28 protein-coding genes are annotated in these 25,997 nt (G+C 53.5%); 20 read left to right on the top strand and 8 right to left on the bottom strand.

The window, feature by feature from the left end; translation table 11 throughout:
* The first annotated feature begins 139 nt into the window (after positions 1 to 139).
* Together K787_RS0113475 and K787_RS23150 are read left to right on the top strand one after the other, a co-directional pair.
* On the top strand, positions 140 to 976 hold the full coding sequence (locus tag K787_RS0113475; protein WP_022963329.1) for an abortive infection family protein: 837 nt from the start codon (positions 140 to 142) through the stop codon (positions 974 to 976).
* Positions 977 to 990: 14 nt separating this feature from the next.
* Positions 991 to 1,971 (top strand): hypothetical protein, encoded by a 981-nt coding sequence (locus K787_RS23150; RefSeq protein ID WP_022963328.1) that lies wholly within the window; start codon positions 991 to 993, stop codon positions 1,969 to 1,971.
* A 321-nt stretch (positions 1,972 to 2,292) separates the two neighbouring features.
* On the opposite strand, the gene darG is transcribed toward K787_RS23150, so the two are convergent.
* The 5 genes from darG to K787_RS0113445 all read right to left on the bottom strand — a co-directional run bounded on the left by darG (position 2,293) and on the right by K787_RS0113445 (position 6,326).
* Positions 2,293 to 3,360 (bottom strand): type II toxin-antitoxin system antitoxin DNA ADP-ribosyl glycohydrolase DarG, encoded by a 1,068-nt coding sequence (darG, locus tag K787_RS0113465; protein WP_022963327.1) that lies wholly within the window; start codon positions 3,358 to 3,360, stop codon positions 2,293 to 2,295.
* Positions 3,357 to 4,004 (bottom strand): type II toxin-antitoxin system toxin DNA ADP-ribosyl transferase DarT, encoded by a 648-nt coding sequence (gene darT, locus K787_RS0113460; protein ID WP_022963326.1) that lies wholly within the window; start codon positions 4,002 to 4,004, stop codon positions 3,357 to 3,359. Before darT ends, darG begins: the two co-directional genes overlap by 4 nt.
* Before the next feature lie 4 nt (positions 4,005 to 4,008).
* Entirely contained in the window at positions 4,009 to 4,599 is a 591-nt protein-coding gene (locus K787_RS0113455) for a DarT ssDNA thymidine ADP-ribosyltransferase family protein (protein ID WP_022963325.1), read from the bottom strand.
* Between the two features lie 157 nt (positions 4,600 to 4,756).
* Positions 4,757 to 6,019, bottom strand: a complete 1,263-nt coding sequence (locus K787_RS0113450) for a type II toxin-antitoxin system HipA family toxin (protein WP_022963324.1) — start codon at positions 6,017 to 6,019, stop codon at positions 4,757 to 4,759.
* Positions 6,012 to 6,326 (bottom strand): helix-turn-helix domain-containing protein, encoded by a 315-nt coding sequence (locus K787_RS0113445; protein WP_022963323.1) that lies wholly within the window; start codon positions 6,324 to 6,326, stop codon positions 6,012 to 6,014. Before K787_RS0113445 ends, K787_RS0113450 begins: the two co-directional genes overlap by 8 nt.
* 472 nt (positions 6,327 to 6,798) lie before the next feature.
* Here K787_RS0113445 and K787_RS0113440 point away from each other — a divergent pair, with 472 nt between their 5' ends.
* From K787_RS0113440 to thcB4, 15 genes are all read left to right on the top strand, one after another.
* Positions 6,799 to 8,478 carry a ShlB/FhaC/HecB family hemolysin secretion/activation protein gene (locus tag K787_RS0113440; RefSeq protein WP_370736740.1) on the top strand — a complete coding sequence of 560 codons (1,680 nt, stop codon included), beginning with the start codon at positions 6,799 to 6,801 and terminating at the stop codon, positions 8,476 to 8,478.
* Between the two features lie 36 nt (positions 8,479 to 8,514).
* Positions 8,515 to 10,404, top strand: coding sequence for a DUF2341 domain-containing protein (locus tag K787_RS0113435; protein ID WP_022963321.1), 1,890 nt, complete (start codon positions 8,515 to 8,517; stop codon positions 10,402 to 10,404).
* A 12-nt stretch (positions 10,405 to 10,416) separates the two neighbouring features.
* Positions 10,417 to 10,839, top strand: a complete 423-nt coding sequence (locus K787_RS0113430) for an ExbD/TolR family protein (RefSeq protein ID WP_022963320.1) — start codon at positions 10,417 to 10,419, stop codon at positions 10,837 to 10,839.
* Entirely contained in the window at positions 10,836 to 11,561 is a 726-nt protein-coding gene (locus K787_RS0113425) for an energy transducer TonB family protein (protein WP_028614924.1), read from the top strand. Before K787_RS0113430 ends, K787_RS0113425 begins: the two co-directional genes overlap by 4 nt.
* Before the next feature lie 42 nt (positions 11,562 to 11,603).
* Positions 11,604 to 13,304: a putative porin gene (locus tag K787_RS0113420; protein WP_022963318.1), complete on the top strand. Its 1,701-nt coding sequence runs from the start codon at positions 11,604 to 11,606 to the stop codon at positions 13,302 to 13,304.
* A gap of 27 nt (positions 13,305 to 13,331) precedes the next feature.
* Entirely contained in the window at positions 13,332 to 13,982 is a 651-nt protein-coding gene (locus K787_RS0113415) for a DNA repair ATPase (RefSeq protein ID WP_022963317.1), read from the top strand.
* A 57-nt stretch (positions 13,983 to 14,039) separates the two neighbouring features.
* Complete coding sequence (locus K787_RS23145) at positions 14,040 to 14,561, top strand: YbjN domain-containing protein (protein ID WP_022963316.1); 522 nt, start codon at positions 14,040 to 14,042, stop codon at positions 14,559 to 14,561.
* Positions 14,562 to 14,565: 4 nt separating this feature from the next.
* Positions 14,566 to 15,513, top strand: a complete 948-nt coding sequence (locus K787_RS0113405) for a peptidylprolyl isomerase (RefSeq protein WP_022963315.1) — start codon at positions 14,566 to 14,568, stop codon at positions 15,511 to 15,513.
* The gene (locus tag K787_RS0113400) at positions 15,510 to 16,427 is read left to right on the top strand and encodes a LysR family transcriptional regulator (protein WP_022963314.1); all 918 of its coding nucleotides are present in this window, start codon (positions 15,510 to 15,512) and stop codon (positions 16,425 to 16,427) included. Before K787_RS0113405 ends, K787_RS0113400 begins: the two co-directional genes overlap by 4 nt.
* A gap of 44 nt (positions 16,428 to 16,471) precedes the next feature.
* Complete coding sequence (locus K787_RS0113395) at positions 16,472 to 16,861, top strand: hypothetical protein (RefSeq protein ID WP_022963313.1); 390 nt, start codon at positions 16,472 to 16,474, stop codon at positions 16,859 to 16,861.
* 70 nt (positions 16,862 to 16,931) lie between these two features.
* Positions 16,932 to 17,474: a disulfide bond formation protein B gene (locus tag K787_RS0113390; protein ID WP_022963312.1), complete on the top strand. Its 543-nt coding sequence runs from the start codon at positions 16,932 to 16,934 to the stop codon at positions 17,472 to 17,474.
* Positions 17,475 to 17,713: 239 nt separating this feature from the next.
* Positions 17,714 to 18,316, top strand: a complete 603-nt coding sequence (locus tag K787_RS0113385) for a TIR domain-containing protein (RefSeq protein WP_022963311.1) — start codon at positions 17,714 to 17,716, stop codon at positions 18,314 to 18,316.
* A gap of 156 nt (positions 18,317 to 18,472) precedes the next feature.
* Entirely contained in the window at positions 18,473 to 20,089 is a 1,617-nt protein-coding gene (locus K787_RS0113380; RefSeq protein ID WP_028614922.1) for a CBASS cGAMP-activated phospholipase, read from the top strand.
* A 64-nt stretch (positions 20,090 to 20,153) separates the two neighbouring features.
* Positions 20,154 to 21,023, top strand: a complete 870-nt coding sequence (locus tag K787_RS23140) for a toll/interleukin-1 receptor domain-containing protein (RefSeq protein ID WP_022963309.1) — start codon at positions 20,154 to 20,156, stop codon at positions 21,021 to 21,023.
* A 7-nt stretch (positions 21,024 to 21,030) separates the two neighbouring features.
* Entirely contained in the window at positions 21,031 to 22,014 is a 984-nt protein-coding gene (gene thcB4 / locus K787_RS23135) for a Thoeris type III anti-phage system protein ThcB4 (RefSeq protein ID WP_022963308.1), read from the top strand.
* A 60-nt stretch (positions 22,015 to 22,074) separates the two neighbouring features.
* Here thcB4 and istB read toward each other — a convergent pair whose 3' ends face one another.
* Together istB and istA are read right to left on the bottom strand one after the other, a co-directional pair.
* Positions 22,075 to 22,839, bottom strand: coding sequence for an IS21-like element helper ATPase IstB (istB, locus tag K787_RS0113365; RefSeq protein ID WP_022963307.1), 765 nt, complete (start codon positions 22,837 to 22,839; stop codon positions 22,075 to 22,077).
* Positions 22,836 to 23,858, bottom strand: a complete 1,023-nt coding sequence (istA, locus tag K787_RS0113360; RefSeq protein WP_028614921.1) for an IS21 family transposase — start codon at positions 23,856 to 23,858, stop codon at positions 22,836 to 22,838. The genes istB and istA overlap by 4 nt, the downstream gene beginning before the upstream one ends.
* Before the next feature lie 266 nt (positions 23,859 to 24,124).
* Here istA and thcA point away from each other — a divergent pair, with 266 nt between their 5' ends.
* Positions 24,125 to 24,697: a Thoeris type III anti-phage system protein ThcA gene (gene thcA / locus K787_RS0113355; RefSeq protein WP_022963305.1), complete on the top strand. Its 573-nt coding sequence runs from the start codon at positions 24,125 to 24,127 to the stop codon at positions 24,695 to 24,697.
* A gap of 25 nt (positions 24,698 to 24,722) precedes the next feature.
* The gene (locus tag K787_RS23130) at positions 24,723 to 25,295 is read left to right on the top strand and encodes a toll/interleukin-1 receptor domain-containing protein (protein WP_022963304.1); all 573 of its coding nucleotides are present in this window, start codon (positions 24,723 to 24,725) and stop codon (positions 25,293 to 25,295) included.
* A 131-nt stretch (positions 25,296 to 25,426) separates the two neighbouring features.
* Here K787_RS23130 and K787_RS25765 read toward each other — a convergent pair whose 3' ends face one another.
* A complete protein-coding gene (locus tag K787_RS25765; protein ID WP_306361491.1) occupies positions 25,427 to 25,774 on the bottom strand; it encodes a helix-turn-helix domain-containing protein in 348 nt (115 codons plus the stop codon).
* Position 25,775: 1 nt separating this feature from the next.
* On the opposite strand from K787_RS25765, the gene K787_RS0113340 reads away from it, so the two are divergent.
* Complete coding sequence (locus K787_RS0113340; RefSeq protein WP_028614920.1) at positions 25,776 to 25,991, top strand: hypothetical protein; 216 nt, start codon at positions 25,776 to 25,778, stop codon at positions 25,989 to 25,991.
* The last annotated feature ends 6 nt before the right edge of the window (positions 25,992 to 25,997 follow it).

Here is a 25,997-nt window from a genome sequence, read left to right as displayed (position 1 = left end):
GCAACGGTCGTGTTGTGTGCCGACGGCGCAAGCAAGGCACGCATTTTCTTATTATCTATTTGAGTTGTCGGTGTCTTTAGACCAGTATCGGGTGAACCACATCGCATACGAGCGCTTGATTCCCTGATTGAAAGATAATATGCCGCACATTCTTGTTACAGACATGGTCGTACACGCATTTGCCCAGTTGGTAGACGACTCGGGTAATAACGGAATCTATCGAGAGCCATCACATTCGGACATCGAATTTCAGATCAATGCGTCTGGACTGAGGACCTTTGATCCCAAGCAACAGGGGCAGGTAATCGGGAAGTCCAAGCGGGTCAGAGCTGTGCTGTACGAGGCAATGACGGCCAACCCCACCGCCGCATCGCAGTTTGCGATGGGGCTCTTGGGGAAGATTCGTGCGTGCGGCGGCTTCCGTACGGCGGCGCCAAACTTCGTTGGCACCGAGGCGATTGTGAACGCCAAGTCTGCCTGCGACAGCGTCGGCTTTCTCCTTGCAGACGACGGGACACTTATCCCGAAAGTGCTTACAGCGCTTCGTGGTCCAGAGTTGACCGATGCATTGTTGGCCTACGCGCAGCGCGCCCAGCAAGGGGCCGAGGATGCAGCTCTTGTGGCTGGAACCGGCAAGGATCTGCTTGAGGCCACTGCTGCCCATGTGCTTATGACAATAAGAGGAGACTATCCCGCAGGTGCCAACTTTCAGGCTTTATTGGGCATGGCTTTCATTGCGCTGGATCTTGCGGTGCCTGAGATACCCGAAGTTAAGGGCGAGTCGCCTGTCCGCGCGATGGAGCGGGGGTTGTTCGCTACTGCGCTCGGTGTGAACCGCGTTCGGAACAAGCAGGGGACTGGTCACGGGCGGCCATGGCTTCCTACGCTGACAAATGCTGAGGCCAAGGCAGCAATTGAGTCTATTGGCACCGTCGCCAGCTACTTGCTAGCAAAGTTGGCGACCCATGAAAGGTAGTCTTGTCTTAGGCTATGATTGATCTGCTTCCCATCCTGGTTCAAGCCACTGCGACAACGCGATTGCAGTTGAAACAGTGGTTTTCTCGTTATCCAGCTGGCATGCCATGGTCAGTGGTCTCGGACTACTGCATTGGCGACGTCCACAAAGGAAACGACGTCTTCAGCTTTGTAATTGTCGCTCCACACGACACGACTGAGAACATCTGCGAGTACATAGCCGGTGCGGCGCCCAAAGACTTGAAGAACACAAACAAGGTTCCGCTCGGCCTGGTCCAGTACCTGGCCTGCGAGGTGCCTGTGACGTTCAGCGTCTCGTTCGTCATGAGGCGGGATGCTGCATTGCTGCGCAACTATCTGAGCGTCGAGGCTATGAGCGCTCTGGTCGCCGGAGCTATATCCTTTCTGGATGACCGTCTTTCTCTTTATCAGGATGCGCGTGACATTGACTATCACCAGAGCGCTATCAAAAGGCTGAGTGCCTTCAAGCGAGATCTGAGCCACAAGAATGTAAATGCGAAATTAGCCAGGCAAATTCATCTGGTGGCTGCGATGGTGGCGACCCTTTGCAACATGCTCAACCAAGCGGTGAGTGCTAGGGCAATCCGTTGGATTTCTGACCGAGATGCGCTTTTTGAGCGGCATGATGCAGTGGTGTCCGATTTAGCATACGTGTACTACCTGACCCAAGCGATCGAACTCACCACACCTGAGCAGAGGGAGACCCAAAACATTGGATCATCTTTAGCCACTCTTCGCTTTGAGATTCCTGAGAAAACCGGCAAACACCGCTTCGATGAGCTGATCAGGCTCCCGGACTACCTCGCCGGCACGCTGGCCGACCTGGACAGCGAGACCATGGCAGTATCCAAGGAAAAGTTCGACGTCGTTTTGCACAGCGTTTTCGTCAACTCAGAAAACAACTGGCTGATACAGTTACTGTCAACAGACGAACGCATTACTGCGCGCTCGGCCCTGTTCCGAGGCTGGAACTAGCAGTAACAACAGAAAGCCTCAAAAGGATCTTGATGTCATGGACGTCTACTTCTTCCTCAAACAGCGCACCGACCTTATTAGTCACTTCTACGACGCTGCCTCTTTTTAAGTTAGCCGGCATCCTAGGGTACCATCATCAGAACTGTAGACAAGCAGGGTCATCTGCTTGTTCATTTTAAATTTAAATGCGCCATAATTATGGTTATTTGCCGCAGCGCTTTCCTGCGGCGGCGGTTTGGTTTGAGATGCTCGAGACATTAGCGGTTGGCGTCCCTATCTCCAAGCACATAGGCAATGGCATGATGGAGCAAGCCGAGGCGTTTACAATGCGATCGTTTTCAGGCGTTCTATCGCAATTTGTAGACTCTTATCATCGAACAAGGTGAGTTTTCGATCGGCCCACTGTTTTCCTGCTGGCCAGCGTGTCATGCCTGCTCTAATAGACTCTACGGTAAATTCACAGCCGCCATTTACTAACAGCCAGTCGACCGTAGACAGCAGTTCCAAGCCGTAGGGTGACTCAAAACCATTGATGATCTCGCTTGCCTTTTCCATCGCTGGCAAATAGTCCTTCCCTTCACTGTTAAGAAAGGCTTCCACATATTCTTTTTTGGAGTCATCAAATGCGATAACGTCCAGCGGGTTGCAGTCTGGAATCCGCTTTTCAGCTTTTAGGTAGCTACCATCCAGCGCGTTCAGCAGGTGGTCAAGATTGTTCGCGTATGGGCCATAATAATTGGCTTCGAAGTGGAGCTTCAATTCATTTCTAAGCCCTTTCGACTCAATAACGCGCTGTAAAAACCAAGCCAGCTTCTGGATTTCCAGCATGCTGCATTCCATCCCCATGACCCAATAGCGCTGAACGAGCCCCGCTATCATCGCTCGAGCAGGCGTCAGTTTTTTTACGCCACTTTTCTTTTGAACGTTCTGATAGGTAGACGTGGGCTCATAAACTAGAATTTCAACGTCATCCAAGCCAGCCAGGGCTTGCTCTATTACTGGTTTTACGTCTTGCCAGTTCAGGCCGCCATTTCCAGATCCAAGTGGCGGTATGGCGATTGATCTTATCTGCTTTTTTATAATGATATTGCGCAAATCTATTAGACCGCTTTCAATCCATTCTATCCTTGATGGGGAACGCCAATGCTGCTTGGTTGGGAAGTTAATAATCCACTTTGGCCCCATTAACTCGCCAGTGTCCGTTACAAACATCTTTCCCGTTACTACCTCGCCTCGCTTACATGCAGAGGCATAGGCGGCCATATTTTCAGGAAAACGCTCCTTGAACATGAGGGCAATGCCTTTTCCCATGACGCCAACGGTATTCACGGTATTCACCAGGGCGTCGGTTTCAGCTTCCAACAAGTTGCCTTTCGTAAAGTGAATCATGAGAAATACCATGTTGGTCGGGCATGCACTGGTATGGCAATCTGACGTGCTACCAGCCATTGGTTCAGTAGATTTCGCGTCTGCTCATTGTAGCAAATCATCCCATCCAGTGCAGCTACGGGACAATGCTGGTAAATCAAGGCTTCTGCTTGATAGCGCTCAAATTTGCCTGGATCATTCGGATCACGCTTGAAATCCCTAGCCTGGATGATAGGCCAATCAATTTTGTCCAGATCGCGAAGATCCGTATAAAATTTTGACCAAGCGTAGTAGGCATGGCCATCGGTAAACACGTAGTGAAGCCCCATTTCATTCAGTTTGGGCAGGTTAGACACCAGGATGACGATTTCATCATTGGCCCGTTGTCGGATTCCGCCCCAGCCAGTATGAATATTCCTCATCATCGGTGAGAATGGAGTGAAGTAGAAGGGAACGTAATCATTGAGGTAGCCTGCCTGTCCAGCGGGCACAGGGCAAAAACCCCGTTTATCCGTGAGGTCGGGGTTGCCGATATGAACCCAGGCAGGCGACTGCATCGGGCTGTTGCCGCAGTGCAAGCCATTATCCAGAATCCACGGGATGTTATCACGGTGGACAATGCGCCAGATCAGCGCTTTCTGTGGGTTCAGGCTTGAATAATGCATGTAATCATCCTACAAACATATGCGGTTGTATATTTAGATGCATTTTGAGTCCAAAATTATTAAGCATTGCTCTTACCCTTATCGCATCATCTTCTCTTCTGACCAAGATAGAGTGAAAGTTTTTTGCATCTATAGTACTTTCCGATAGACACTCTGCCATGCAGGTTTGCTTGTATTCTGGATTTGTATCGTAGCGATGCTGATCGCTTTCCATTAGATCCCAGTTTATGGCGTCAAATCCTGATTTATAATCCATGATATTCGGTGCTTGGCCACTTAACGGGTGGCTTGGGATAATTCTCCAATTATTTTCGGATGCATAATTCCTTTTGACTGTTATGAACACAAAAGGCTGTTCGCGATGATTGTGTTGAGCAGCGTAGTCAAAAGGCGTTTTTGAAAAGAAATGGAAGGGTACGAGCTCTTCCAGCCCATTTTTTCTTCTTGAAGTTATTATTTCTTGATCGGCTATATCTTCGAAGTTGGCGCTGGGTAAGGTGGAGCGGGATTTGAGACCATGCTCAAGAATAGATGGAAGATTTCCCAGCGCTGTCAAATGGTAAACAAGCAGTCCTTTCTTTATTTTTTTGGGCATGGCTTTCTCCTTGTGCGCCATAGACAGATTTTGAGACTCATTCTGTTATCACCAAGCCTGTGCGGTCAAGCTGGTAACCCCACTAGGGGGAATATGTTCTTTCTGTCCGAGCGAACAACCTGCTGAGGGATCACAGCTAGCCAGAACCAAAGTGAGATCAACGCAGCAAGCGGATATTATCGTCGATGCGCTGTTGAACCGTGCGCAATGTGTCTGGGGTTATTCGGCCAGGCAGCAGGTGCTCGGCACTGGCCGTGAAACTGCTCGCTACATGGCACATGTTATCGATCATATAGGCTGCGGTTTGCGCCGACAGCTCCGCTTCTTCCATCCCCAGGGAGAGGAGGCGCTTGCGGTCGATGTGCAATGCCTCACCCATCACATCCATTTGGTGGTATCCAGCCGGCCCCTCACAGAATGTAACGTCATAAGCTGGTGCCAGCTTCCAGTGTCCGGTGGCTGACATGGTGTATGCGAAGTTTTTAGGGTGGTCGTCCCGGTTGTTGAATACGATGTTGAAGACCGCACGTTCAAATGCCCGTGCTTTTTCTCGCACGTCATTGGTGCAAAATCCGGTTGCACGCAAAAAACTGACATAGTCCAACGCACCGGGATTGCGGAAATCTGCCTGGGTAAAGGCCGCGAGGCTTTGCATGGGCACCCGCATTCTTTGCTGACGGTCAAAGCGTTTGCTGGCAAAGGCTGCTTGGCCGTTGGGAAGGTCGAAGTACTCAGTATCTGGGGTGCTGATCCCGCATTCTCGCAGGCATTGGGCGTAGACAGTTTCAATGGCACATACTTCTGGGTGCTCGTTTTGCGCGGGGAATTTGACCAGCCAGGCTTCCAGGCCGGGTGCATCCGCAGTAGTGAAGGTTCCTTGCCCTGCATTGCGATACAGCAACGCCTTTGGCCTGGCACCATGCGGAGAGCCCCCGATAAGCAATAGCCGTTGCAGAAACTCTCCCCCTTCGCCACTGAGTACATCTTGAATTTCCACTGCCAGTTGGGTGAGCGGTATCTCCTCGGCTGGCTCAGAAATCCCGGTGGTTGCGGGCTCGAATGACATTGCACCCATGGCGTGGGGGCCGATATGCGTCAACCGCTCTAATGGGCCAATACGCGCAGGGTTGAGGCCGCGACGCTTGAATAAGCGATCCATCAGCAGCATTCCCCAGCCATCAGGAAGCGAGTCATAGACTGGGCCTGGCAGCCCCATCTGGTGTTCGGGGAAGTCCTTGCGTAGCTTGGGGCCAGCCAAAGGGAGGGTGAGGGCTGACAGTTCCAGCCCCCGCTTCCGGGCCTCGTCACTGTATTCGAAAGCGATCAGAGGACGGCCGGTGATCGTGGTCGAAAGCACCAAAGAGCCCCACCGCCAGTGCTCGCCCCAACCATCGTAGTAAACATCCACTTGTTTAAGCATTGTTGCTCTTCTTTTTGATGCGTTGACGCTGGGCGCTGTTTTCATAGCGATGAATGTCGTCGAGGCTGTCCAGCTTTGGCTTGAACAGGTTCTCCAGCTCATCGAGGCGGCCTAGCACCATGGCTACACGTACGAGACTGTCAAACCCGATGTTACGACCAGCTTCCAGATTGGACAGGGTATTGACGCCAATGCCGGCGCGTGCGGCCACTTCGGCTTGTGTCATCTGTTGAGATAGCCGTTCTGTACGCAAACGCATACAAAGGAGCTTAATGATCTCGTCAGGCTTTCTGATATTTAAATACATTATATTGTGCTTTATCTCGATTAAATCTATATAACACACTGAATTATAGAGTTACATCTGTGTTGTGGCAAGGTGCGGGAGCATACGTTTGGCTAGCTGGCCACCCAATGTCCTCTTGGTTGATTCTCTGACTCCATTTTTTGCCATCAAGTCGTCATAGCACCAAGCCACGATAGATTTGCCAGATTTTAAGTCGCTGACCGCCACATTGTTCACCTCGTTATCACCCCCTCGATTTCTTTCATGAAGCTTTGGTTACAAAAGTTCGGGTGGGGATACCGAGCTCGGTCTTATAGGCGAACGGATCAACCGGCACGACAAACCAGCAAGCAAGGCACGGTGACATTCCGGCAGCGCTGGTGTGTGGGATATCTGGTGAGGCGAGGCAGCAACGTAAGCGTTGGCGTCGCGGTAATGCTTGTCAGCGCTGTGCTTTGGCAGAGCTGTTTTCCAGAAGGTGGCTCCTGACGGAGTGGAGTCATTGAGACCTCAAGGGGGTTGTGTGGAGTATCTGTTTAGGGTTTGTCGACCGGGTGGGGCTGCGAAGCTGTCACTGGCTGCGAGTTGCCTGGCTTCTGTGCTGTGGGGCACGCAGGTGTTTGCTGAGACGCCGGAATCCGAAGGCAATACAGAGTCGGCTGAGGTTCCGCTTGAGGCGCAACGGGTCGACATCAATGAATATGTTGTGCGCGGTAATACGGTGCTGGATGCCCAGGATATAGAAGAGGCGGTTTATCCGTTTCTTGGGCCGGGCCGCTCTCTTGCTGATATCGAGTCTGCTCGTGATGCTCTGCAGGAGAAGTATCAGATTAAGGGCTATCAGTCGGTTTATATCGAACTGCCTGAACAGCAGGTACAGGGCGGCATTGTGTTTTTGCAGGTGATGGAAACCAGAGTCGGCCGCGTGCGGGTCGTAGGTGCCGAGCATTATTCTCCAAAGTCGATCCGTGATGAGGTACCTGCTCTGGAGGAAGGCGGCGTTCCTGACTTTGCTCAGGTGCAGGAAGAGCTAGGCCAGGTCAACCGTACCGCAGGTCGCCAGGTCATGCCGCTGGTGCGTGAAGGGCAACGGCCGGGAACTATGGATATCGACCTTCAGGTGGACGACGAAAAGCCCTGGTTCGTCAATCTGGGTATGAACAACGATTACAGCGCCGATACCGAGGAGCTGCGCAGTTTCGTCTCGGTGGGTCATAACAACCTGTGGCAGCTGGGCCACTCGATTGCTCTGACTTATTTCGTTGCTCCCGAGGATCTTGATAGCGCGGAAGTCTGGTCCGGCTCTTACACGATGCCGTTGAGCGAGCGTTGGAGCTTGCGCTTTGCCGGCTTCAAGTCTGATAGCAACGTGGCCACGGTCGGTGGCACCAATGTGTTGGGTAAGGGCCATTCATACGGTGTGACGGCGACCTATGCGTTGCCGATCTCGGGTGAGTGGGCGCATGCCTTTTCGGTAGGGCTTGATTTCAAGAACTTTGATGAGGAGGTCACCTTCGGCGGTGAGACCGACTCGATGCCCATCAAGTACGCGCCGTTCACCTTTGGTTACAGCGGTTTCCGCTATACCGAGCAGTCCGAGTTCAGTCTGGGGGTGAGCCTGGTGGCCAACCCGCGCTCGCTGCTGGGTTACGGCAGTGAGCCTGAGGATTTTCGTTACTGGAAACGTTGGGATTCAAGCCCCAGCTTCGGGGTATTCAAGGGCGATACCTCCTACTTGGTCACGTTGCCGAGTACTTGGCGGCTGAGCACCACTTTTGGTTTTCAGCTGGCCTCCGGGCCGCTGATTTCCAGTGAGCAGCTATCGGCAGGTGGTGGTAGTTCGGTGCGAGGGTACCTGGCTACTGAAGCTTCTGGAGACGATGGCTACGTTGTTTCCCAAGAACTGATTACGCCTTCACTGAGCAGGTACGTCGGTAACTACATGAGTGATTGGCGTTTCTATGCCTTTGCCGATGCTGCGCAGGTGTTTCTGCAGGATACGTTGCCGGAGCAAGAAGATGATTTCTCCCTGGTCAGCGTAGGGATAGGCACACGGGCAGTTTTCAATGATTGGCTTTCCGGCAGTGTGGATTGGGCTTTGCCCCTGCGGGACGGCCCCAACACCTCAAAACACGATTCGCGCGTTCACTTCAGTGTGCAAGCGAACTTCTGACAACACGGGCACTGACAGACTTCGGAGTATTTTTTCATGCAACGGTTAATGCTATCCATGATCATCTGCCTGGGGCTTTTGCTCCCGGGCACCGCCAGCGCCTGGTGGCAGGAGGACTGGAGTTATCGTAAGCAGATTACGATCGATACCACCCCAGAGGGTGCGCCGATCAGTGAAACGCTGGGACGTACGCCGATGCTGGTACGTCTTCACACAGGCAACTTTACGTTTGACGGTGTGGACGAGGCGGGCGCGGATATCCGTTTCGTTTCCTCCGATGATCAGACCGTACTGAACCATCAGATTGAGAGCTTTGATCCATTGATGGGGATGGCTCAGATATGGGTGGATGTGCCGCTGGTGGAGCAGGGGCAGGCTCAGGATATCTGGATGTATTACGGTAACCCTGAGGCGCCGGCTACCAGTAATGGGCAGCTCACCTTCGATGCCGACTACACCTTGGTCTATCACTTTGATAGGGCGGCTTCGGCTCCTCCGCGTGACACAACGGCTTATGGCAACCACGCACAGACAGTTGCCGGTACGGCCATGGACGGGGTTATTGGCAAGTCACTGTTGTTGGCCGGTCAGCCGTTGATGCTGCCAGCCAGCCCGTCGCTGGCTACCGAGGCGGGCGGTAACTTCACTGCCAGTGCCTGGGTACGGGCGGATCAGGTGGATGGTGAGCGCTTGATATTGTCGCGCCGCGAAGGGGGTAACTCCTTGCTGTTGGGCTTGAGTCAGGGCGCTCCCTTCGTCGAGGTCAATGGGCAGCGCAGTCAACCGGCGGCGCAGCTATCTCCGGGGCAGTGGCAGCATCTGACGATCATTGCCGATGGTACTCAACTGAGGCTGTTGGTCAATGGCCGTGAGTCAGCCAGTCTGGCTGTGGCTTTGCCTGCGTTCAGCTCGTTCATGGCCATTGGTGGTGATGTCCCCGGTGCACAGGCTCCCGTGACGGTAGCGCAGGCTGCCGAGGGTGACGTAGTAGAAGATGCAGAAGGCAGCGCTGTTCCGGCGGTTACCAGCACCTACCAACCTTTTATCGGCGGTATTGATGAGCTGCGCATATCCAAGACAGCCCGGCCCATTGCACTGATCACGGCAGATGCAATGGCGCAAGGGTCTGAGTCGCGGTTGGTGGTATACGGTGTCGATGAGGAGCAATCTGGCTTTGGTTTCGGCGGTCTGGGCTTTCTGCTGAGCGCTGTGCCATTCGATGCCTGGATCGTACTCGCGGTGTTAGCGGCGATGATGCTCCAGTCCTGGTGGATCATGTATCACAAGAACCGCACTGTGACGCGCCTGGCCCGCAGTAATGAAATCTTTCGTTCCGAGTTTACCAAGGTAGGCACTCGCCTTGAGTTGCTGGCTGATGATCCGGTGCTGGCGCAGCGTCTGGAGAACTCTTCACTGTGGCGGCTGTATTCGGTAGGGGTGAACGAGATTCGTACCCGCCGGGAGCAAGGCGCGGATGTGAATGCGATCTCCGGTGCCACTATTGAAGCCATTCGCGCTTCGATGGACGGGGTCCGCACCCGGGAGCTGCAGGCGCTGGGTTCGAAGCTGTCCACGTTGTCCAATGCCATCGCTGGTGGCCCTTACATCGGTCTGTTGGGTACGGTGATGGGCATCATGGTGGTGTTCCTCGGTACGGCTATGGCTGGTGATGTGAATATTAATGCGATTGCACCAGGTATGGCCGCTGCGTTGCTGGCGACTGCCATGGGGTTGTTCGTCGCGATACCGGCACTGTTCGGCTACAACCGCCTGACCACGCGTAACAAGGAAGTCAGTGCGGACATGCGGATCTTTGTCGATGAGTTCGTTACTCGCCTGGCTGAGATTCATGGCAGGGGCCGGGCTTCGACCAGGATCACCTCGCCGGGCACCGATTCGCACGCAAACACGCCTGCCACTGCCTAAGGGAGAGTCATCATGGCTTCGAGAATTACTCCAGATGACGAAGATGATGCCGCCGTTGACAGCATCAACATCACGCCTCTGGTTGATGTGCTCATGGTGGTGCTGGTGATGTTCATCCTCACTGCGACGGCACAGGTTGCCGGTATTCAGGTGGATTTGCCGAAGGCCAGTTCATCGGTGTCACTGTCGCAACCCAAGACCAAGGCGATTTCCATCAACGATTCGGGCCAGGTGTTTCTGGATGCTTATCCGGTAACCATCACTGAACTGGAGGATCGCCTGCGTACCGAGAAGGCACTCAACCCGGACTTTCCCCTGATCGTGCGCGGCGATGCCGCTGTGCAGTATCAGAAAGTTGTCGAGGTGCTTGATCTGCTACGTCAGCTGGAGCTGTCGAAAGTGGGGCTGGTAACCGGGAAACCAGGTCAGGGATGAATATGAACACCAATAACCCCAGACCCGAATCACCTCAGGATTCCGCCAGACCGTGGTTACGGTGGGCCAAGTGGGGAGGTGGTTTGTTGGTGGCTGCCGGGCTGTTGTTCATGCTCTGGCAGTGGGCCAACGATATGAGCGGGGTGCGTCGTGAGGCACCGAAGGTGCCGATGATAGTGCCTTTGCCACCACCGCCTCCGCCACCACCGGAGCCGGAGCAACCGCCCGAGCCGGAAGAGCCCATCGAAGAAGAGGTGGTTGAGCCGGAACCTCTGGAGCCTGAACCGGAGCCAGAGCCGATGCCCGAGCAGGAAGCACCGTCGCCCGCTGACGATATGGCTGAGCCCATGCAAATGGATGCGGATGCGCAGGCTGGGTCGGACGCTTTCAACATCGGTGCAGGGCAGAGCGGTGGCATGTCCGGCTCGGGAGGCGGGGGACTGGGCACCGGTACCTATGAACAGTACCTCTCATATGCCTTCCAGAAGCTGATGGCTGATGCCACGGAATTGCGTAATGAGGTGTTCCGGGTGCAGGCCGATATCTGGCTGGACACTGACGGCAACATTACCCGAGCTGAATTGTTTCGCGGCAGTGGTGATGAGGAGTTGGATGCGAAGTTGCTGAAAGCGCTGCGGGCTGCCCCTGGTTTTGCAGAGCGGCCACCGGCTTCACTGACCATGCCCACGCGTGTTGAGTTGCAGGGCCGAAGAGCCAACTGAGCCTATCGCTGAACATAACGTCATATCAGGAGTATTGCGAAAATGAATTCTAGAGTGAACCGGTTAGCGATGGCTGTTGGCGTCGTGGTTGCGGTCATGGCGGGGCACGCTGCAGCGCAAGCGCCGGCACCGTCGGAGAACGCGACCATCAATCTGATTCGCCTGTTGGTGTCTTCGGGCGTGTTGCAACAGGATCAGGCGCAGACATTGATCCAGCAGGCCGAGACGGAAGCATTGCAGGCGCGACAGGCTGCCAGCAGTGCGCCTGCCGCCCATCCGGCTGAGCCGGGTGATGTGCGGGTGCCTTATATACCGGCGGTGGTGCGAAATCAGATCCGTGACGAGGTTAAGCAGGAGGTCATGGCCCAGGCTAAGGAAGAGAACTGGGCACAGCCCAACACCTTCCCGGATTGGGCTTCACGTATCAGTTTCGAGGGCGACATGCGCTTGCGCAATGAGTCGCGTCTGTACTCGAATACCAATAGCAATGAGTTCTTCGACTTTGCGCAGTTGAACGAGGACGGCCCCTACGACGTCAATCAGTTCACCAACTCGACGTGGCCGCCGATACTTAATAGCCGTGAGGATCGCGAGAATATGCTGCGGCTGCGGGCACGCTTCGGCCTGAACGCGCAGCTGTCGGATACCTGGAAAGCCGGCATTCGCATTGGTACCGGGTCGGATTCCAGCCCGGTCTCGACCACTCAGACGCTGGGTGCGGGCTTCGGCAAGAAGGATATCTGGCTGGATCGCGGCTATATCACCTGGACGCCATCTGATCGTCTCAGCATCACCGGCGGCCGGATTGCCAATCCGTTCATGTCCACCGATCTGTTGTATTCGAATGATCTGAACTTCGATGGTATGGCGGCGATTTTCAATCATCCGTTCAGTAATGACCTGTCGCTGTTCGGTACCCTCGGTGCCTTCCCGGTGGAGTACACCTCTGACGCCTCCACTCCCAGTTTCGACAAGCAGGACAGTGAGAACAAATGGCTTTACGGCCTGCAGGTGGGAGCGGATTGGCGGATCAATAACAGTAACCGCCTCAAGGGGGCGTTGGCCTATTACCAGTTCGATGATATCGAGGGGCAGCGTTCCAGTCCGTGCGAACCTTGGAGTGGTGACGCAGAGTGTGACAGCGATGGCTCGCGTGCTTCCTTCATGCAGAAGGGTAATACCCTGTTCTTGCTGCGCGATATCACGCTGAACCTGAACCAGAGCGTACCTTCAACTGACACACCGAATCCGCAATATGTGGGGCTGGCCTCGGAATTCAATCTGTTGGATCTGAACCTGACCTGGGAGACTGATCTGTTCAACAACATGAAGCTCGGTACCCACCTGAATTATGTGCATAACCTGGGGTATGACGAGTCGGAGATGCGCAAGCGTTCCGCCGGCTTCTTCGCCAATAACCTGGATGAGAACGGCGAGATCGAAAGCGGCGCCAATGCGTGGATGTTGAGTGCGGCTTTGGGTAACTCGATGGATATGCTCAAGCAGGGCGATTGGAACGTGTTCGCTGGCTACAAGTACATCCAGCCTGATGCACTGCCAGATGGTTTCAACGATTCGACCTTCCACCTTGGTGGCACCAATGCCAAGGGCTATTTCGTGGGTGGCCATTATGGTCTGGCCGACCGGGTTTACGGCAGTGCGCGTTGGTTGAGTTCAGAAGAGGTCTACGGCGCGCCGTTTGAGATCGACGTTCTGCAATTAGAGCTGAACACGCGCTTTTAAGTGCGTGGACTTCACGGGAGGAACACTATGAACAGTCCATTGCGTACCTTTTGCATTCCCGGCCTGGCGCTCCTTTTCGGTATGTTTGCTGCCGCCAGTGTCTCGGCTGAGAGCATGGAGGAACGCCTTCGTACGCAACTGCGCAGCACTACCCAGCAGTTGCAGTCTCTGCAAAGTGAACAGGCGCAAACCAATGCTGCACGTCTGGCGGCGGAAAACCAGTTGGCTATCGCCAGAGCGCAGATCGAAGAACTGACCGGCAATCTGGAAAAAAGCAGTTCTCAAGCTGAGCAGCTTGCCGCGCAGAAACAGGATCTGCAAAAACGGGCCAATGACTATGCCGAAAAGAGTACACAGTTGCTTGATCAGCATCAGCAGGCGTATCAGGAACTGTTGACCATGGCTCGGGCGACCGAGACTCAGCGGGCGACTCTGGAAGCAAGCCTGAATGAGCGTGATGAGCAGGTGCGCCAATGCGCTGCCAAGAATGAGCAGATGTACGGTGTCGCCAAGGAGATCCTGGCTGCGCATGAAGCGATGGATATGGGGGATGTGATGAAAATCCGCCAGCCTTTCGCCGGTGGAGCGCGAGTGAAGTTCGAGGAGTTGGCACAGATGTATGGTGATGAGTTGTACCAGACCATTTTTGATGCGCCGCTGCAGAGCTCTATCAAGTAACTGTCTTGCCACGCTGCCAAGGGGCAGCCACTGATTATTGCGATAGGAATTATAGAAATGAATGAAGTCAGTCTCATCGAATCCATTACTATCGAGCAACTTAGCAAGCTCCTTCAGGACGCCGGATACCGGGTGAATCGCACCGAGCAGAATGGCGTGGTGCAGTTACTCAGCGCCAGTCAGGGTATTGGCTATGCGGTGCGCTTCGGCAACGCGGCGGCGGAGCAGGGCGCCTATTTCGATTACACCTTCAGTTGCGCGCTGCGTGTGCAGGGTGAACTGCCCGCTGGTCTGGTGGCGCAATGGAATATTTCCCGGCGCTTTGCCCGTATGTCGCAGCAAGGCGAGTTTCTGGTGCTGGAGGTGGACGTAATCGTCGCTGGTGGCGTGACCCCGGCGTACATGCGTAATGCACTCGAGTTGTGGGATCGTTTGTTGGTTGAGTTTGTCGGCTATCTGCGTGAGTACAGTCGCACTGCGGTTGGCGATGAACAAGACCAAGCGTCGACTGCCGATCAGGCTGATGCCACGTCAACACAGGTTGAAACAGCCGACGAATTCTTGGGTGAGGAGGTCTGATCTGGTGAAGAAAGGTACGGTTTTTGTCGGTCTCGGCGCGGGGTTGTTGCTCGTAACAGTAGTGTCCATGGCTATGGGAGACAAGAACCCGCAAACGAAGAAGGTGGAAGTCGATAGTGCTCAACTGTCGGGGTCGGTCGCGACGATAGCCCAGCTGGGCGACCAGTATATTGAGGCTGATGAGCTACAGGCATTGCTGGCTGGTCTGCCTCAGGGTTCGGCTGATCGGCTGGGGCAGAACCGTACCGCGATTGATGACTGGCTGCGTTCTCGCTTGGCGGAGAAAAAGCTGCTGAGTGAGGCTGTTGCTCAGGGCTGGGATCAGCGGGAAGAAATTCAGCAGATGGCCCGCTCGGCAACCGAGCAGATTGTGTTGCGCACTTATCTGGATTCGGTCAGCCAGGTACCGGAGGACTATCCGAGCGAGGCAGAGCTGAATGCTGCTTATGAGATCAATAAGGGGCAGTGGGCGACTCCTGCAATGTATCAGGTCAGTCAGATATTTCTGGCAGTGAATGATCAGGGCTCTCTTGAGGATGTGCGCAAACGCGCGGTAGAGCTGACCAACGCGGCGCGAGAAGGCCAGACCGACTTCGCTGAGTTGGCCAGGAAGAACTCCGAAGATCCGCAGAGTGCCCAGCAAGGCGGTGATATAGGTATGCGACCGCTGGAACTTCTGATACCAGAGATTCGCCCGGTGCTTGCACAGCTCGAGGTCGGCGCTGTATCGGACCCGGTGCAAACTCCAACGGGGTTGCACGTTCTCAAGTTGACGGACATGCAGCCTGCCCGGGTGGCGGCCCTGGATCAGGTACGCGAGCAATTGCGTAATAGCCTTCGCAGCCAACGTAAAGAGCTGGTTGCAAAAGCCTATATGGAAGGACTGGTCAACGCCGGCACATTGAGTATCGATGGTGCGGCGTTGAATGTGGTGCTGGAACAGACCGAGTGACTGTTGGGTGTTCTACCGTTCCATCTGAGCGGGTCAAAGCTGAACTGCTCAATGATTGGAATGCAGTGCGGTATTTTGTGATCGTAGTGCGCCGGGGCGGTTTTACCATGGCGGCGCGAAGCTTGGGAATGAAGCACGAGGCGTTGCGCAAAAAAATCAGATTGCTTGAAAGACGCTTGGATATGCAGCTGTTCCGCTCAACAGGCGGTCGGACAAATCTGACCGATGACGGTAACCAGTTGTATCAGTTTAGTGAGCAACATCTGGCTGGAGTCTCTGCGGCGGATATTTATGGAGAGCACCGCGATTTGGTGCTGTCTCTCCCAAAGCTGGTGCTGGAAAGTTTCTTGTATCGAGAGGTGATTTCAGTCTTGCGAGAGAATTCCGGATTAAAGATCACATTGGTAGATGACACGCCTGAGCTACAGAAAAATGCCGATTTGGTTGTCTGGATGCAAGAACCGCGCAGGTACAGCGAGCTTAGCAGTCAGTTGGTACAGCCACGGCGTTTATCGACACAGAGTTTCTCGCTCTATGCTACGGAACGCCTTATACGCGGGCGCATGGTACCTGAGTCGTTAGATGATCTGGATCACTATATGGCAGCTCAATATCAAGGATATGAGCACTTTGCGAACTTTGCACAATGGAATGATTTTATTGCGCAACGTCGCCACGGATCGGTCCATGTCAATTCTCCTGATGTTCAATGGCAGATGGTCCGTTGGGCCAATTGCGTTGGGCTATTACCCGATAGGGCAGCTTATTTGGACAAAGGTGTGAGGCGACTGCCCGAGGTGTTGGGCAGTGCTTTGGAGCTGGATATCTGGGTGGGGTTGAATGAGCAGGCTGCGAATACCCAGGCCGCAAATATGATCGCCGAACGTATTACGCGGGCGTTCAGTAGGCGGTAATCAGACTGAGATCTCTTCAGGTCATTAATGAAAAGGGTAGATAAATGAGCGAAGACAAGATGCTCCAGCGTTTCCAACAAGAGGTGCTGAGCTCAGGACCTGAAGCAACTCTTCCGGCCAATCTCAGTCATTTCTGGCTGAAAGAGCTTCAACAATGCCTGGATCGATACTTCGAGAACCTGAGTGATCCCGAAAGCACTGAGGATGAGCAAGGCATGGCTCTGCCGCTGGCTGCGGTATTACATATCCTGTTTGCACAAAATGGCAGCAAGGAAGTCGAGGTGTCGCTGGAGAAGGTGTTCAGGAACTTTGAAGATTACCGGCTGGAGCTGGCTCTCGAGGAAATCAGTCGCGTTACGCATATTAAAACCGGGCCTGCGACCTTGGATTCGATTTTTACGAATCGAGATGTGGTGGTGGAGAATCGAGAATAGTTTTGGCGTTTGCCAATCGTTTTTCTAGTCTCGAGGCATTCAGCGTTGTGGTTTGTAGGAGACGTGAGATATGAAAGGTAATGAGTTGGCTGTTTATCGGTATGTAGACAAGCCTGATGTGCGCAACCAGGGGATACTACTTGCGATTATGGCATTCAGCCTTGGCGCCGTGGGGCTGGCCCTGGTGTCACAACATGTCTTCGATATGCAGCCATGCGCATGGTGTGTTCTACAAAGGGTAGAGTTCCTGACCATCGCTATCGTTTGCGGACTGGCTAGCATCACACGGCGTTCAGCATTGCGCTTGGCTCTTTGCAGTCTGGCACTCCTGCTCTCCCTGGCGAGGGTTGCGACGGTCGTGTGGCAGATTTTTGTGGCCAATAACAGCTATTCGTGCAGCCTCAGCCTGGCTGATCGGATCATATCCAGCCTGGCTCTGGATCAGCTCATGCCAGCGGTGTTTGCACCGCGTACCGGCTGCGCCGATGGAGCAGTTGATTTGCTGGGTATACCTTACGAGCTTTGGAGTCTGGCTGCGTTTGCGTTATGCGCGCTTGCAAGTATGCTGTTTTGTTTCAGTGGTGCTGCAAGCAAAGTGAATGGGCGCATGTAGGGAAAGTACTGATCAGAATTTGATCGAACATCTGAAATGGTCAATAAGTGATCGATTATTGAGATTTCTGATATCTTTCAGGATGTTTTTTGCCTCGCTACTCGGGGCCAGCCGACTTTCGTACAGAACCCGGCTACCTTGCTCTTGGGTGTGGTGACAGATGGGGCGTGTTAGATTGGTCTATGCCGTACGCAAGTATCACGAAGGGAAGAAGGTATTATCAACGATAGGAGCCAAAAATGGCAAGAAGGACATTTTTCTCATTTCATTATCAAGAAGACGTGTGGCGAGCATGGAATGTCAGAAACTGCTGGGTTGTGAACTCTCATCAGCAAGAGTCTGTGGGTTTCTTTGATGCCAGTGTTTTTGAAGCTTCACAAAAAGAAGGTGATGAAGCGCTTAAAACCTTTCTTCGTAATGGCCTGAAAAATACGTCAGTAACGTGCGTTCTGGCTGGCCAATATACCGCAGGCAGGCGCTGGGTTCGTTATGAAATTGTACGAAGCGTCTTAAAAGGAAACGGTTTGCTGACGGTTGATATTAATGGTGTAAAAAATAATAAAAAAGAACTCGGAGTGAAGGGGACTGACCCACTCTCTGAGGTCGGTCTCTACTGCGCCAACGATAAAATCTATTTCGCAGAGCTTAAGGGTGGCAAGTGGGTAAAATACTCAGACTACACTTTGGCCGTTCCAGCATCTGACCTATGGTTTGATGCTCCCACAAGTACAACGGTTCTTAAGCTTTCCCAGATTTACCTGAGATACGATTTTGCAGCTCAGAATGGTCGGGAGAATATCTCTGGATGGATAGAAACAGCCGCCGCCTTGGCCGGGCGTTAGGAGCCTGATCCTTCACTCCCGTAAATATTTGTCCACATCACCACACAAGCCGTAATCGTTTGGCGGCTGAGCCAGGCTGTAACGGGGGGAGACAAATGGATGGAGAGTTTTAAGAGAACGCAGGGATCGGCATACATTCACGAGGTGTTCATCGATATGGCAGTCAAACAACGTCTAGCGGGCGTGAGGGTCCATTTATCCGGATCCAATCCAGACCAGCAAGAAAATATTTCTGATTTCGTATGCAAGCTGGCAGGTAAGATTTTTAGTGAAGGAGGCTCAATAGTCCACGGAAGTCATCCGTCGTTTATTGCACCCCTGAAAGAGGCTGCTGAAGCGTTCATCAAAGCAGGAGGGAGCAAGGCAGCCCTCACGCTGGTAAGGGCAAAAGGCTTTGCGACTGATCAGTACGCGATGGAAATCGAAGAGCAGCGGAAGTACGCATCCGTCGAGATCGTGCCAGCGGATCATGATAATGCAAACCCTGCAAGAGGCCTGACACCGATGCGTGACTGGATGGCCGATCGGTCCGATGCCATCGTGTGTATTGGGGGCGCATGGTGGAGTGTGAATAAGGAGGCGGCAGGCGTTCCAAATGAACTGAATACGATGCTCGAGCTCGGAAAGCCCGGGTTTGTGGCTGCGGGCTTTGGAGGAGCCATCGCAGGCTATCTCAAGGACGTGCCTGATTTGTTACATCGCCTCAGAAATGGGCTTTCTCACGAACAGAATATGGAGATTGCCCAGAGCGACTCTATCGATCATGCTGTAGGTCTGATAGTCGAGCAGTTGAAAAACCTGCCTCTGGCGTGCCGGAATATTTCACGAGGGCGGAACTTCCGGATCTTGGCACTGGACGGAGGAGGGCTCAGGGGGGCCTTTACCGCAGCAGTATTAGCCAAGTGGGACGACATGCTCAAGGCCGGTGGCGGCAATAATCTCATCTCTCATTTCGATCTGGTTGCAGGTACGTCGACAGGTGCGATCCTAGCGATTGGGTTAGCCCTTGGTTTAACGCCGCGTGAAATTTTGGCTTTTTATGAAAAACAAGGGCCAAAGATTTTTCCGAAGGATCGAAAGTTAAGGCATTGGCTAAAATCCAAACATGACTCAGCCACATTGCGGGAGCTGCTCACCGAGGTGTATGGCCAAAGGACGCTAGCTTCTGATTCCTGTTGTCGCTTGGTCATCCCTACAGTGAGAGCAAAACACGGTCAAGCAGAAGCGATTGTCACGCCCCATAGCCCAGACCGTACGGCTTACCGTGATATTTCAGCCGTAGATGCGGCGCTAGCCTCATCGGCTGCCCCTACGTACTTCGAGGAGTTGCCGTGGGAAGGGCCTGTAGCCCCAGAGGCCTTTCTTGACGGTGGTGTCTGGGCAAATAATCCCATTTTGCCTGCTCTGGCGGAAGCGGTTCGCTTTCTGAAAATCCCCTTGGATCGAATCGATGTATTGAGCGTCGGCACTCTCACTAGTGAAGGTGATTTCACCGAACAGTTGGGGAAAGGGAAAGCGGGATGGGCCCCCCATAGTATTGATTTATTTTTTGCGGCCCAAGAGCACGGGGCATTGACACTGGCCCAAAGCTTTCTCGGGCCTACACGCCACTTACGCGTCAACCAAACGGTCCCCTTCGAGATCAAGCTGGATGATAGCGAAGCCATTCAAGATATGGTTGGTCGTGGAAACGAAGCGGGTAAAGAATATTTCACCGAGGTGCGCTCGAGGTTCTTTGACGGACAACACGCCGAGCAATGGGAGAGATACTGATCTCGTTACAAGAACAGGTGCTTAGCTGGCTGTCTGGTTATCTTGAATTAATGCTGAGGGATATATGTTTATTGATTTGAAGCTTAAAAACTTCTTTGGTTACGAGTCAAAATGGACACCTGATCAGGTAAAGTCCTACAAGGAAAGAGAAAGAAAGTCTCTGGTTAACCTTGAAGGTTATCTCCTGGACGGAAGCAATATTCTAGATGCTGACGAGATTCAGAAGAGTGTTTTTCCTGAAAGAGACATCGATGTTTTTATCTCGCACTCGCACGCCGACGAGGAGGAAGCAATCAAAGTTGCGCTGAGCCTTGAAGAAATTGGTTTGAAGCCTTTTGTCGACTCTTGCACATGGGGCTATGCAGATGAATTGCTGCAAAAGATTGACGATGTTTTTTCTAAGACGGAAGGGGGTGGTTATTATAACTATAAGATAAGAAACAGGACGACAACCAATGTGCATCTGATTCTCAATACGGCGTTGCAGCAAATGATTCATCGCTCTGAATTGTTTGTATTCTTGGAAACGGACAATTCAGTAAAAATTGGAGAGCATATCTCGAAAAACAAACAGCTCTCTTCGCCATGGATCTTCTCTGAACTGTCGTTTGCCCAATGCGTTGAACGAACGCCTCGCAAAAGAGTGACTTTGAGTAATGAGGGCTTCACGTTTGATGCTACGGCTTCCGATCAGAAGCTTGTTGAGTTCAGATACCCGCTTCCTGCCTCTACTTATTCGATGGAATTCTTGGAATTTGAAAAATGGCTAGATGACGACGGTGCGTTATCGATCCTGAATGAAAGTGATCATAACACTAGAGGACTTCAGCACCTTGATAATCTATACAGAGAATTGAAAGTTGCTTCAAGATTGCTCGAGGATCCTCGTGTGCTATCAGTAGCCGATCAGATTGCAGCCAAATCAAGAATATGAGGTGTTTATGACCCCGATCTACCACCTCGCTGTGCTGGGCTCCCCAACCGAGGAGCAAATTACCGATCTGGAGGAGGCGGTTGGGAATGCTGTCGCCATGTTCGGCTTACGATTGGGGGAAGATGTTAGTTGGGAAATAGTGCCTGAGACATTTAATCCGGGGCAACAATGTTCCAGCGCAGTTGTGTTTTTCGGTGGATCGGGGGCAGATCATGCCAGTTTGCCGAGCTTGCTTCGGCGAGGTGTCCCAGTGATTCCGGTCGTATCTGATCTCCGACGTGTGGGAACTGACATACCGGTATTGCTGCAATCATTAAATTGTCTGTCGTATGCAGATGGCGGTGTAAAACGAGTTACTACAGCACTCCTGGAATGTGCAGGGCTGCTACCGAAGCAACGGCGTGTCTTTGTTAGTTACCGCCGAGATGAGGCAAAAGAGGCAGCACTTCAGATGTTTGACGCGCTATCATCCAGACATTTTGACGTTTTCCTCGATACTCATAGCATTGCACCTGCAGAGGACTTTCAGACCATGCTTTGGCACCGGCTCTGCGATTCTGATGTATTGTTGATGCTCGATACTGCGGATTATTTCAACAGCCGCTGGACTACGGCTGAATTTGGCCGAGCGCTTGCCAAGGGGATCAGTATCCTGCGAGTGGGTTGGCCTGAGGTTATGCCGTCTTCTCGGCTGGCTACTGCAAGTATTCTGGAACTTGCAGATGAGGACTTGGATGAAACCACAGGACGGATCAGAAATGCCGCGATAGGCCGAATATGCCGGCAACTGGAAGAAGTACGCAGCAAGAGTCACGCGGTGAGAATGGTGAACCTGATGAGTAATCTGCGTATCGGCATTGAATCGATAGGTGGCGCGGTGCTTGGGACGGGGACTGGAAGGGGGGTCCGGCTTCAACTCCCAACTGACGAGCTGATTGTGGTTTACCCAACGGTAGGGGTGCCAACGTCGATGACTGTCAACGCCGACTGAAAAGTGACCCCCTTTGCCCCTGAATCGCCGAAGTAAAATTGACCCCCTGGAGTGTTTGGTTCAGCTGGGTGTGTTTCCAGCCTTTCGTTTGTCTTTCAGTCGGTAACTCTCGCCAGAGATCTGCACGATGTGGGCGTGGTGCAGCAGTCGGTCGAGCATGGCCGCGGTCAGCGTCTGATCGTCGGCGAATGTGGTCGCCCATTGGGTGAACGGCAGATTGCTGGTCAGGATCATGCTGCCTCGTTCGTAGCGCTTGGCGACAACGTTGAAGAACAGATTCGCTTCTTCACGCCCGAACGGCAGGTAACCTATCTCGTCGATCACCAGTAGCCGCGGGCCCAGCACCGCTCGATTGAAATACTCCTTGAGCCTGCCTTGGCGGTGCGCGGCGCTCAGTTGCAGCATCAGGTCCGCAGCCGTGATGAAGCGTGTCTTGATGCTGGCCATGGTCGCTCGATAGGCCAGGCCCGTGGCCAGATGGCTTTTGCCGACGCCGCTCGGGCCGAGCATTACCACGTTCTCAGCCCGTTCGATGAAGGCTAGTGTTGCCAGCTCCTGGAGTTGTGCGCGGGGCGCGCCGGAGGCAAAGCCGAAGTCATATTGCTCCAGCGTTTTGACCGCCGGTAGGGTTGCCATCTTCAACAGCGTCTGGCGAGTTCGTTCGCCTCGTGCATCTATCTCGGCAGTTAGCAGCTTCTCAAGGAAGTCGGCGAAGCTGACTTCATCCGACGCGGCCTGCTGGGCCAGGTGTGGCCAGTCCATTGCGATCCGGTCGAGCTTCAGGCTGGTACAAAGCTCTGCGATGCGCGCGTGTTGCAGGTTCATGCTCGCACCTCCAGAAGCTGGTCGTATACCGAGAGCGGATGTTGCAGGCTGTCATGTGGCAGAGCCCGACCGGGACGCAGTGCAGGTGCCGGACGTGGCGCGAGAGCCTTGATGGGCAGAGGGAGCAGGACGTGCCGCTCTTCGGCCAATCGGATCGCTGGCTTGTCACCGGTGGTACCGTGAACACGCTGATGGGCCACGTTCTCCAGCCAGTTGCCGATATGCGCATTGGCCGTAGCAACATCCAGCTTCAGGCCGGCGGTCTTGAACGTAGCGGCCAAGGGCGTGACGAAGCTACCCTTCAGGTAGCCATTGAAGCGTTCGACCTTGCCCTTGGTCTTGGCTCGATAGGGACGGCAGACTCTCGGCCGGAAGCCGTACTCATCAGCCAGCGCAGCGAGCCTTGGGTGCCAGCGATGAAGGCCTTCACCATAGGCGTCGCGCTCGCTGATGATCGCGGCTGCGTTATCGAAAAGGGCCTCGGCCGGAACGCCGCCGAAGTAAACGAAGGCTTCCCGCAGGCCGGTCAGCCAGACATCACTGTCCTCTCGGTCGAAGAACTGCACATAGGTAGCGCGGCTGTAGCCGAGCGTTGCAACGAATGCCTTGAGCGGCTCGCGGCCACGGCGGATGGTGGTGAAGTCCACTTGCAGCTGCTTGCCTGGTGGGGTCTCAAACCGAACTACCGGATCCGGCGCTTGGTGCTTGAAAGGCATCAGATAGCGCTTGAGCTGACTGATACCGCCGGTATAACCACGCTCCTGAATCTCCCGCAACAACACGGTCGCGGGAATCCATTTGGGTCTCGCCGCGTCGATACGCTCTTGCAGATACGCGGTGAAGGGGTCGAGCTTGCACGGACGGGGACTGCGGGCCTTGTAGCGCGGCGCAACCGTCTCACCCCGAAGGTACTTGCGCACCGTGTTGCGAGACAGCCCCAGCTCCCGGGCGATCTTCTTGATGCCATGGCCCTGTCGGGCCAACACTCTGATTTCCACTGACTGCTCCTGGGTCAACATATCGGCAGCTCAAAAAGCTGCCATCATCGCCCAGGGGGTCAAAATTACCTCGGCGTCAGGGGGTCAGTTTTACATCGGCGGTGACAGACCATGCATGAAGCTTATCTGAACTCTCCAGATGAATCTGTGGCCATACTCTATGACCATGTGGGTTTGCACCCGCAATGGTTGACTCATTTGGATTGGCTGGGTCATTACATCCAGGCGACACGTTGGCTTAGAGCTTGCGAAGCTAGCTGGCAACTAGCAGATTGGAGGGGCTGAAGATGGGTGCAATCTTCCTTTCGGCCAGCATCCCTGTTGTCGGTCGAGGAAGCTATTACGAGACGGCGGACCCTTTTCTCATTCAGTGTGCTGTGCGTGAGCTAGCGATTGCGACCCTGCGTCGGCATAAGATCGTATGGGGTGGTCACCCTGCAATTACGCCCATGATCTGGAGCATCTGTGAAGATCTGGGAGTTGATTACGCAAGCTCGGTGATCCTGTATCAAAGCCGCTTTTTTGAAGGGCGCTACCCAGAAGAGAATCAGCTGTTTGATAACGTGATATATACAGATGCAGTGCCTGGTAACCTTGCTGCCAGCTTGAAAGCGATGCGTGAAGCGATGCTTTCTCGGGATGATTTGGTCGGCGCTGTTTTCATTGGCGGTATGGACGGCGTAGAGGTCGAGTATGAGATCTTCAAGCGCTTCCATCCTGACACAGTCATTCTGCCGGTTGCCGCGCCGGGTGGTGCAGCGTTGAACCTAGCTCGTGACAAGGGGTACTTCTCGGGTAGGGAGCTCGAAGATATAGACTTCGCTACATTGTTCAATCGTTACCTACTCGTAACCGTATAGGCCATTGGTATAGAAGGAGATGAACATGGCGTTTTTCACTAAATCAGAAGCACGCAGGGCAGCTCAGAGAGCGACCGGTACGCGTAGCGCACAGGATGTATTACGAGACGGTCGAAAATCATACCGTGAGGATGATCACTTTGATGTGTTCCTCTCACACTCCATTAATGATGCTGAGCTTGTGCTTGGAATAAAAGTATTGTTGGAAGGACAAGGCCTACGGGTTTACGTGGACTGGATCGAGGACAAAGCCCTTGAGCGTGATCACGTTACCGTACAGACGGCGGAAGTTCTCCGGAAGCGCATGAAACAGTCGGACTCTCTGTTGTATCTGGCTACGGACAACGCCTCAAAGTCGAAATGGATGCCTTGGGAGCTGGGTTACTTTGATGGTTTCAAACCAGGTGGGGTGGGAGTTTTGCCAGTGCTCGATGAATCAGACGCCCCTTTTGAAGGGCAGGAGTATCTGGCATTGTATCCTGTCATGACTAAAGAGGACATTCCCCCGGCAAAGGAAGAACGGAATACTCGCCAGGTCCGCTTGCCAAAAAGGCACTTGGCCCCCCACTACATGGGGCATCCTAAAATCTGGCTCTGACCTGCCGGCCTACATTCGATCATCACAATGGGCTCCTGCCGACGTTCTCGTGCGCCTCCCATAAAGCCAAGCGTTCGCTTCCTGATGTAGGATCGAGCGTCCCACTTTTCTCCGCCTTGCCTTGGTGCGTTTCAAAGTAGTTGCTGGTCAGCGTGCTCCACCACCTCAAACAACTCCCCCACCTGAATATCCAAGTACCGACACAGCTGGTCGATTACATCCAGCTCCACCCGTGTTGCGGTTTCATTGTACAGCCGATGCAGAGTATTCCGGTTGATACCTGTGTCACGGGCCACTTCAGCAATTTTTTGCTTCCGCTCGCCCAAGATTCTAGAAAGGTGGCATTTGATCATAAAGCCTCTCTTTGGTGCAAAAAGACCTGTAGTAGTGAAAAAGTGCTTGCAATAGGTTTTGTGTGTGCTAAATTCTCTCCTGTAGGTCATTTGATTCTTCTGAAGAGAAAAAAGCGAGGCAAGCATTATGGCACATACCTATCTGACTACTGAAGAGCTGTCGGCTCGGATTAAGTACGACGTTCGCACCATCCGCCAATGCCTGAAGGATGCGGTTCTGCATGATGGGGTTCATTACATTCGCCCCTTTGGAGGACGGAAAATCCTGTTCATCTGGGAGCGGGTCGAAGAAACGATGCTGCAAGGCGATACCGCGCATCAGATCATTAAGAATCTGCAATAAAGGAGG

The sequence above is a fragment of the Halopseudomonas pelagia CL-AP6 genome (assembly GCF_000410875.1).
GTDB lineage: Bacteria > Pseudomonadota > Gammaproteobacteria > Pseudomonadales > Pseudomonadaceae > Halopseudomonas > Halopseudomonas pelagia.
This window is presented reverse-complemented; position numbering and strand designations above follow the sequence as displayed.

Bases quoted from the DNA above. Each gene is read 5' to 3' on its own strand.
- K787_RS0113475 (WP_022963329.1), top strand. From the start codon at position 140: ATGCCGCACATTCTTGTTACAGACATGGTCGTACACGCATTTGCCCAG.
- K787_RS23150 (WP_022963328.1), top strand. From the start codon at position 991: ATGATTGATCTGCTTCCCATCCTGGTTCAAGCCACTGCGACAACGCGA.
- darG (WP_022963327.1), bottom strand. From the start codon at position 3,360: ATGATTCACTTTACGAAAGGCAACTTGTTGGAAGCTGAAACCGACGCC.
- darT (WP_022963326.1), bottom strand. From the start codon at position 4,004: ATGCATTATTCAAGCCTGAACCCACAGAAAGCGCTGATCTGGCGCATT.
- K787_RS0113455 (WP_022963325.1), bottom strand. From the start codon at position 4,599: ATGCCCAAAAAAATAAAGAAAGGACTGCTTGTTTACCATTTGACAGCG.
- K787_RS0113450 (WP_022963324.1), bottom strand. From the start codon at position 6,019: ATGCTTAAACAAGTGGATGTTTACTACGATGGTTGGGGCGAGCACTGG.
- K787_RS0113445 (WP_022963323.1), bottom strand. From the start codon at position 6,326: ATGTATTTAAATATCAGAAAGCCTGACGAGATCATTAAGCTCCTTTGT.
- K787_RS0113435 (WP_022963321.1), top strand. From the start codon at position 8,515: ATGCAACGGTTAATGCTATCCATGATCATCTGCCTGGGGCTTTTGCTC.
- K787_RS0113430 (WP_022963320.1), top strand. From the start codon at position 10,417: ATGGCTTCGAGAATTACTCCAGATGACGAAGATGATGCCGCCGTTGAC.
- K787_RS0113425 (WP_028614924.1), top strand. From the start codon at position 10,836: ATGAATATGAACACCAATAACCCCAGACCCGAATCACCTCAGGATTCC.
- K787_RS0113420 (WP_022963318.1), top strand. From the start codon at position 11,604: ATGAATTCTAGAGTGAACCGGTTAGCGATGGCTGTTGGCGTCGTGGTT.
- K787_RS0113415 (WP_022963317.1), top strand. From the start codon at position 13,332: ATGAACAGTCCATTGCGTACCTTTTGCATTCCCGGCCTGGCGCTCCTT.
- K787_RS23145 (WP_022963316.1), top strand. From the start codon at position 14,040: ATGAATGAAGTCAGTCTCATCGAATCCATTACTATCGAGCAACTTAGC.
- K787_RS0113395 (WP_022963313.1), top strand. From the start codon at position 16,472: ATGAGCGAAGACAAGATGCTCCAGCGTTTCCAACAAGAGGTGCTGAGC.
- K787_RS0113390 (WP_022963312.1), top strand. From the start codon at position 16,932: ATGAAAGGTAATGAGTTGGCTGTTTATCGGTATGTAGACAAGCCTGAT.
- K787_RS0113385 (WP_022963311.1), top strand. From the start codon at position 17,714: ATGGCAAGAAGGACATTTTTCTCATTTCATTATCAAGAAGACGTGTGG.
- K787_RS0113380 (WP_028614922.1), top strand. From the start codon at position 18,473: ATGGCAGTCAAACAACGTCTAGCGGGCGTGAGGGTCCATTTATCCGGA.
- K787_RS23140 (WP_022963309.1), top strand. From the start codon at position 20,154: ATGTTTATTGATTTGAAGCTTAAAAACTTCTTTGGTTACGAGTCAAAA.
- thcB4 (WP_022963308.1), top strand. From the start codon at position 21,031: ATGACCCCGATCTACCACCTCGCTGTGCTGGGCTCCCCAACCGAGGAG.
- istB (WP_022963307.1), bottom strand. From the start codon at position 22,839: ATGAACCTGCAACACGCGCGCATCGCAGAGCTTTGTACCAGCCTGAAG.
- istA (WP_028614921.1), bottom strand. From the start codon at position 23,858: ATGTTGACCCAGGAGCAGTCAGTGGAAATCAGAGTGTTGGCCCGACAG.
- thcA (WP_022963305.1), top strand. From the start codon at position 24,125: ATGGGTGCAATCTTCCTTTCGGCCAGCATCCCTGTTGTCGGTCGAGGA.
- K787_RS23130 (WP_022963304.1), top strand. From the start codon at position 24,723: ATGGCGTTTTTCACTAAATCAGAAGCACGCAGGGCAGCTCAGAGAGCG.
- K787_RS25765 (WP_306361491.1), bottom strand. From the start codon at position 25,774: ATGCTTGCCTCGCTTTTTTCTCTTCAGAAGAATCAAATGACCTACAGG.
- K787_RS0113340 (WP_028614920.1), top strand. From the start codon at position 25,776: ATGGCACATACCTATCTGACTACTGAAGAGCTGTCGGCTCGGATTAAG.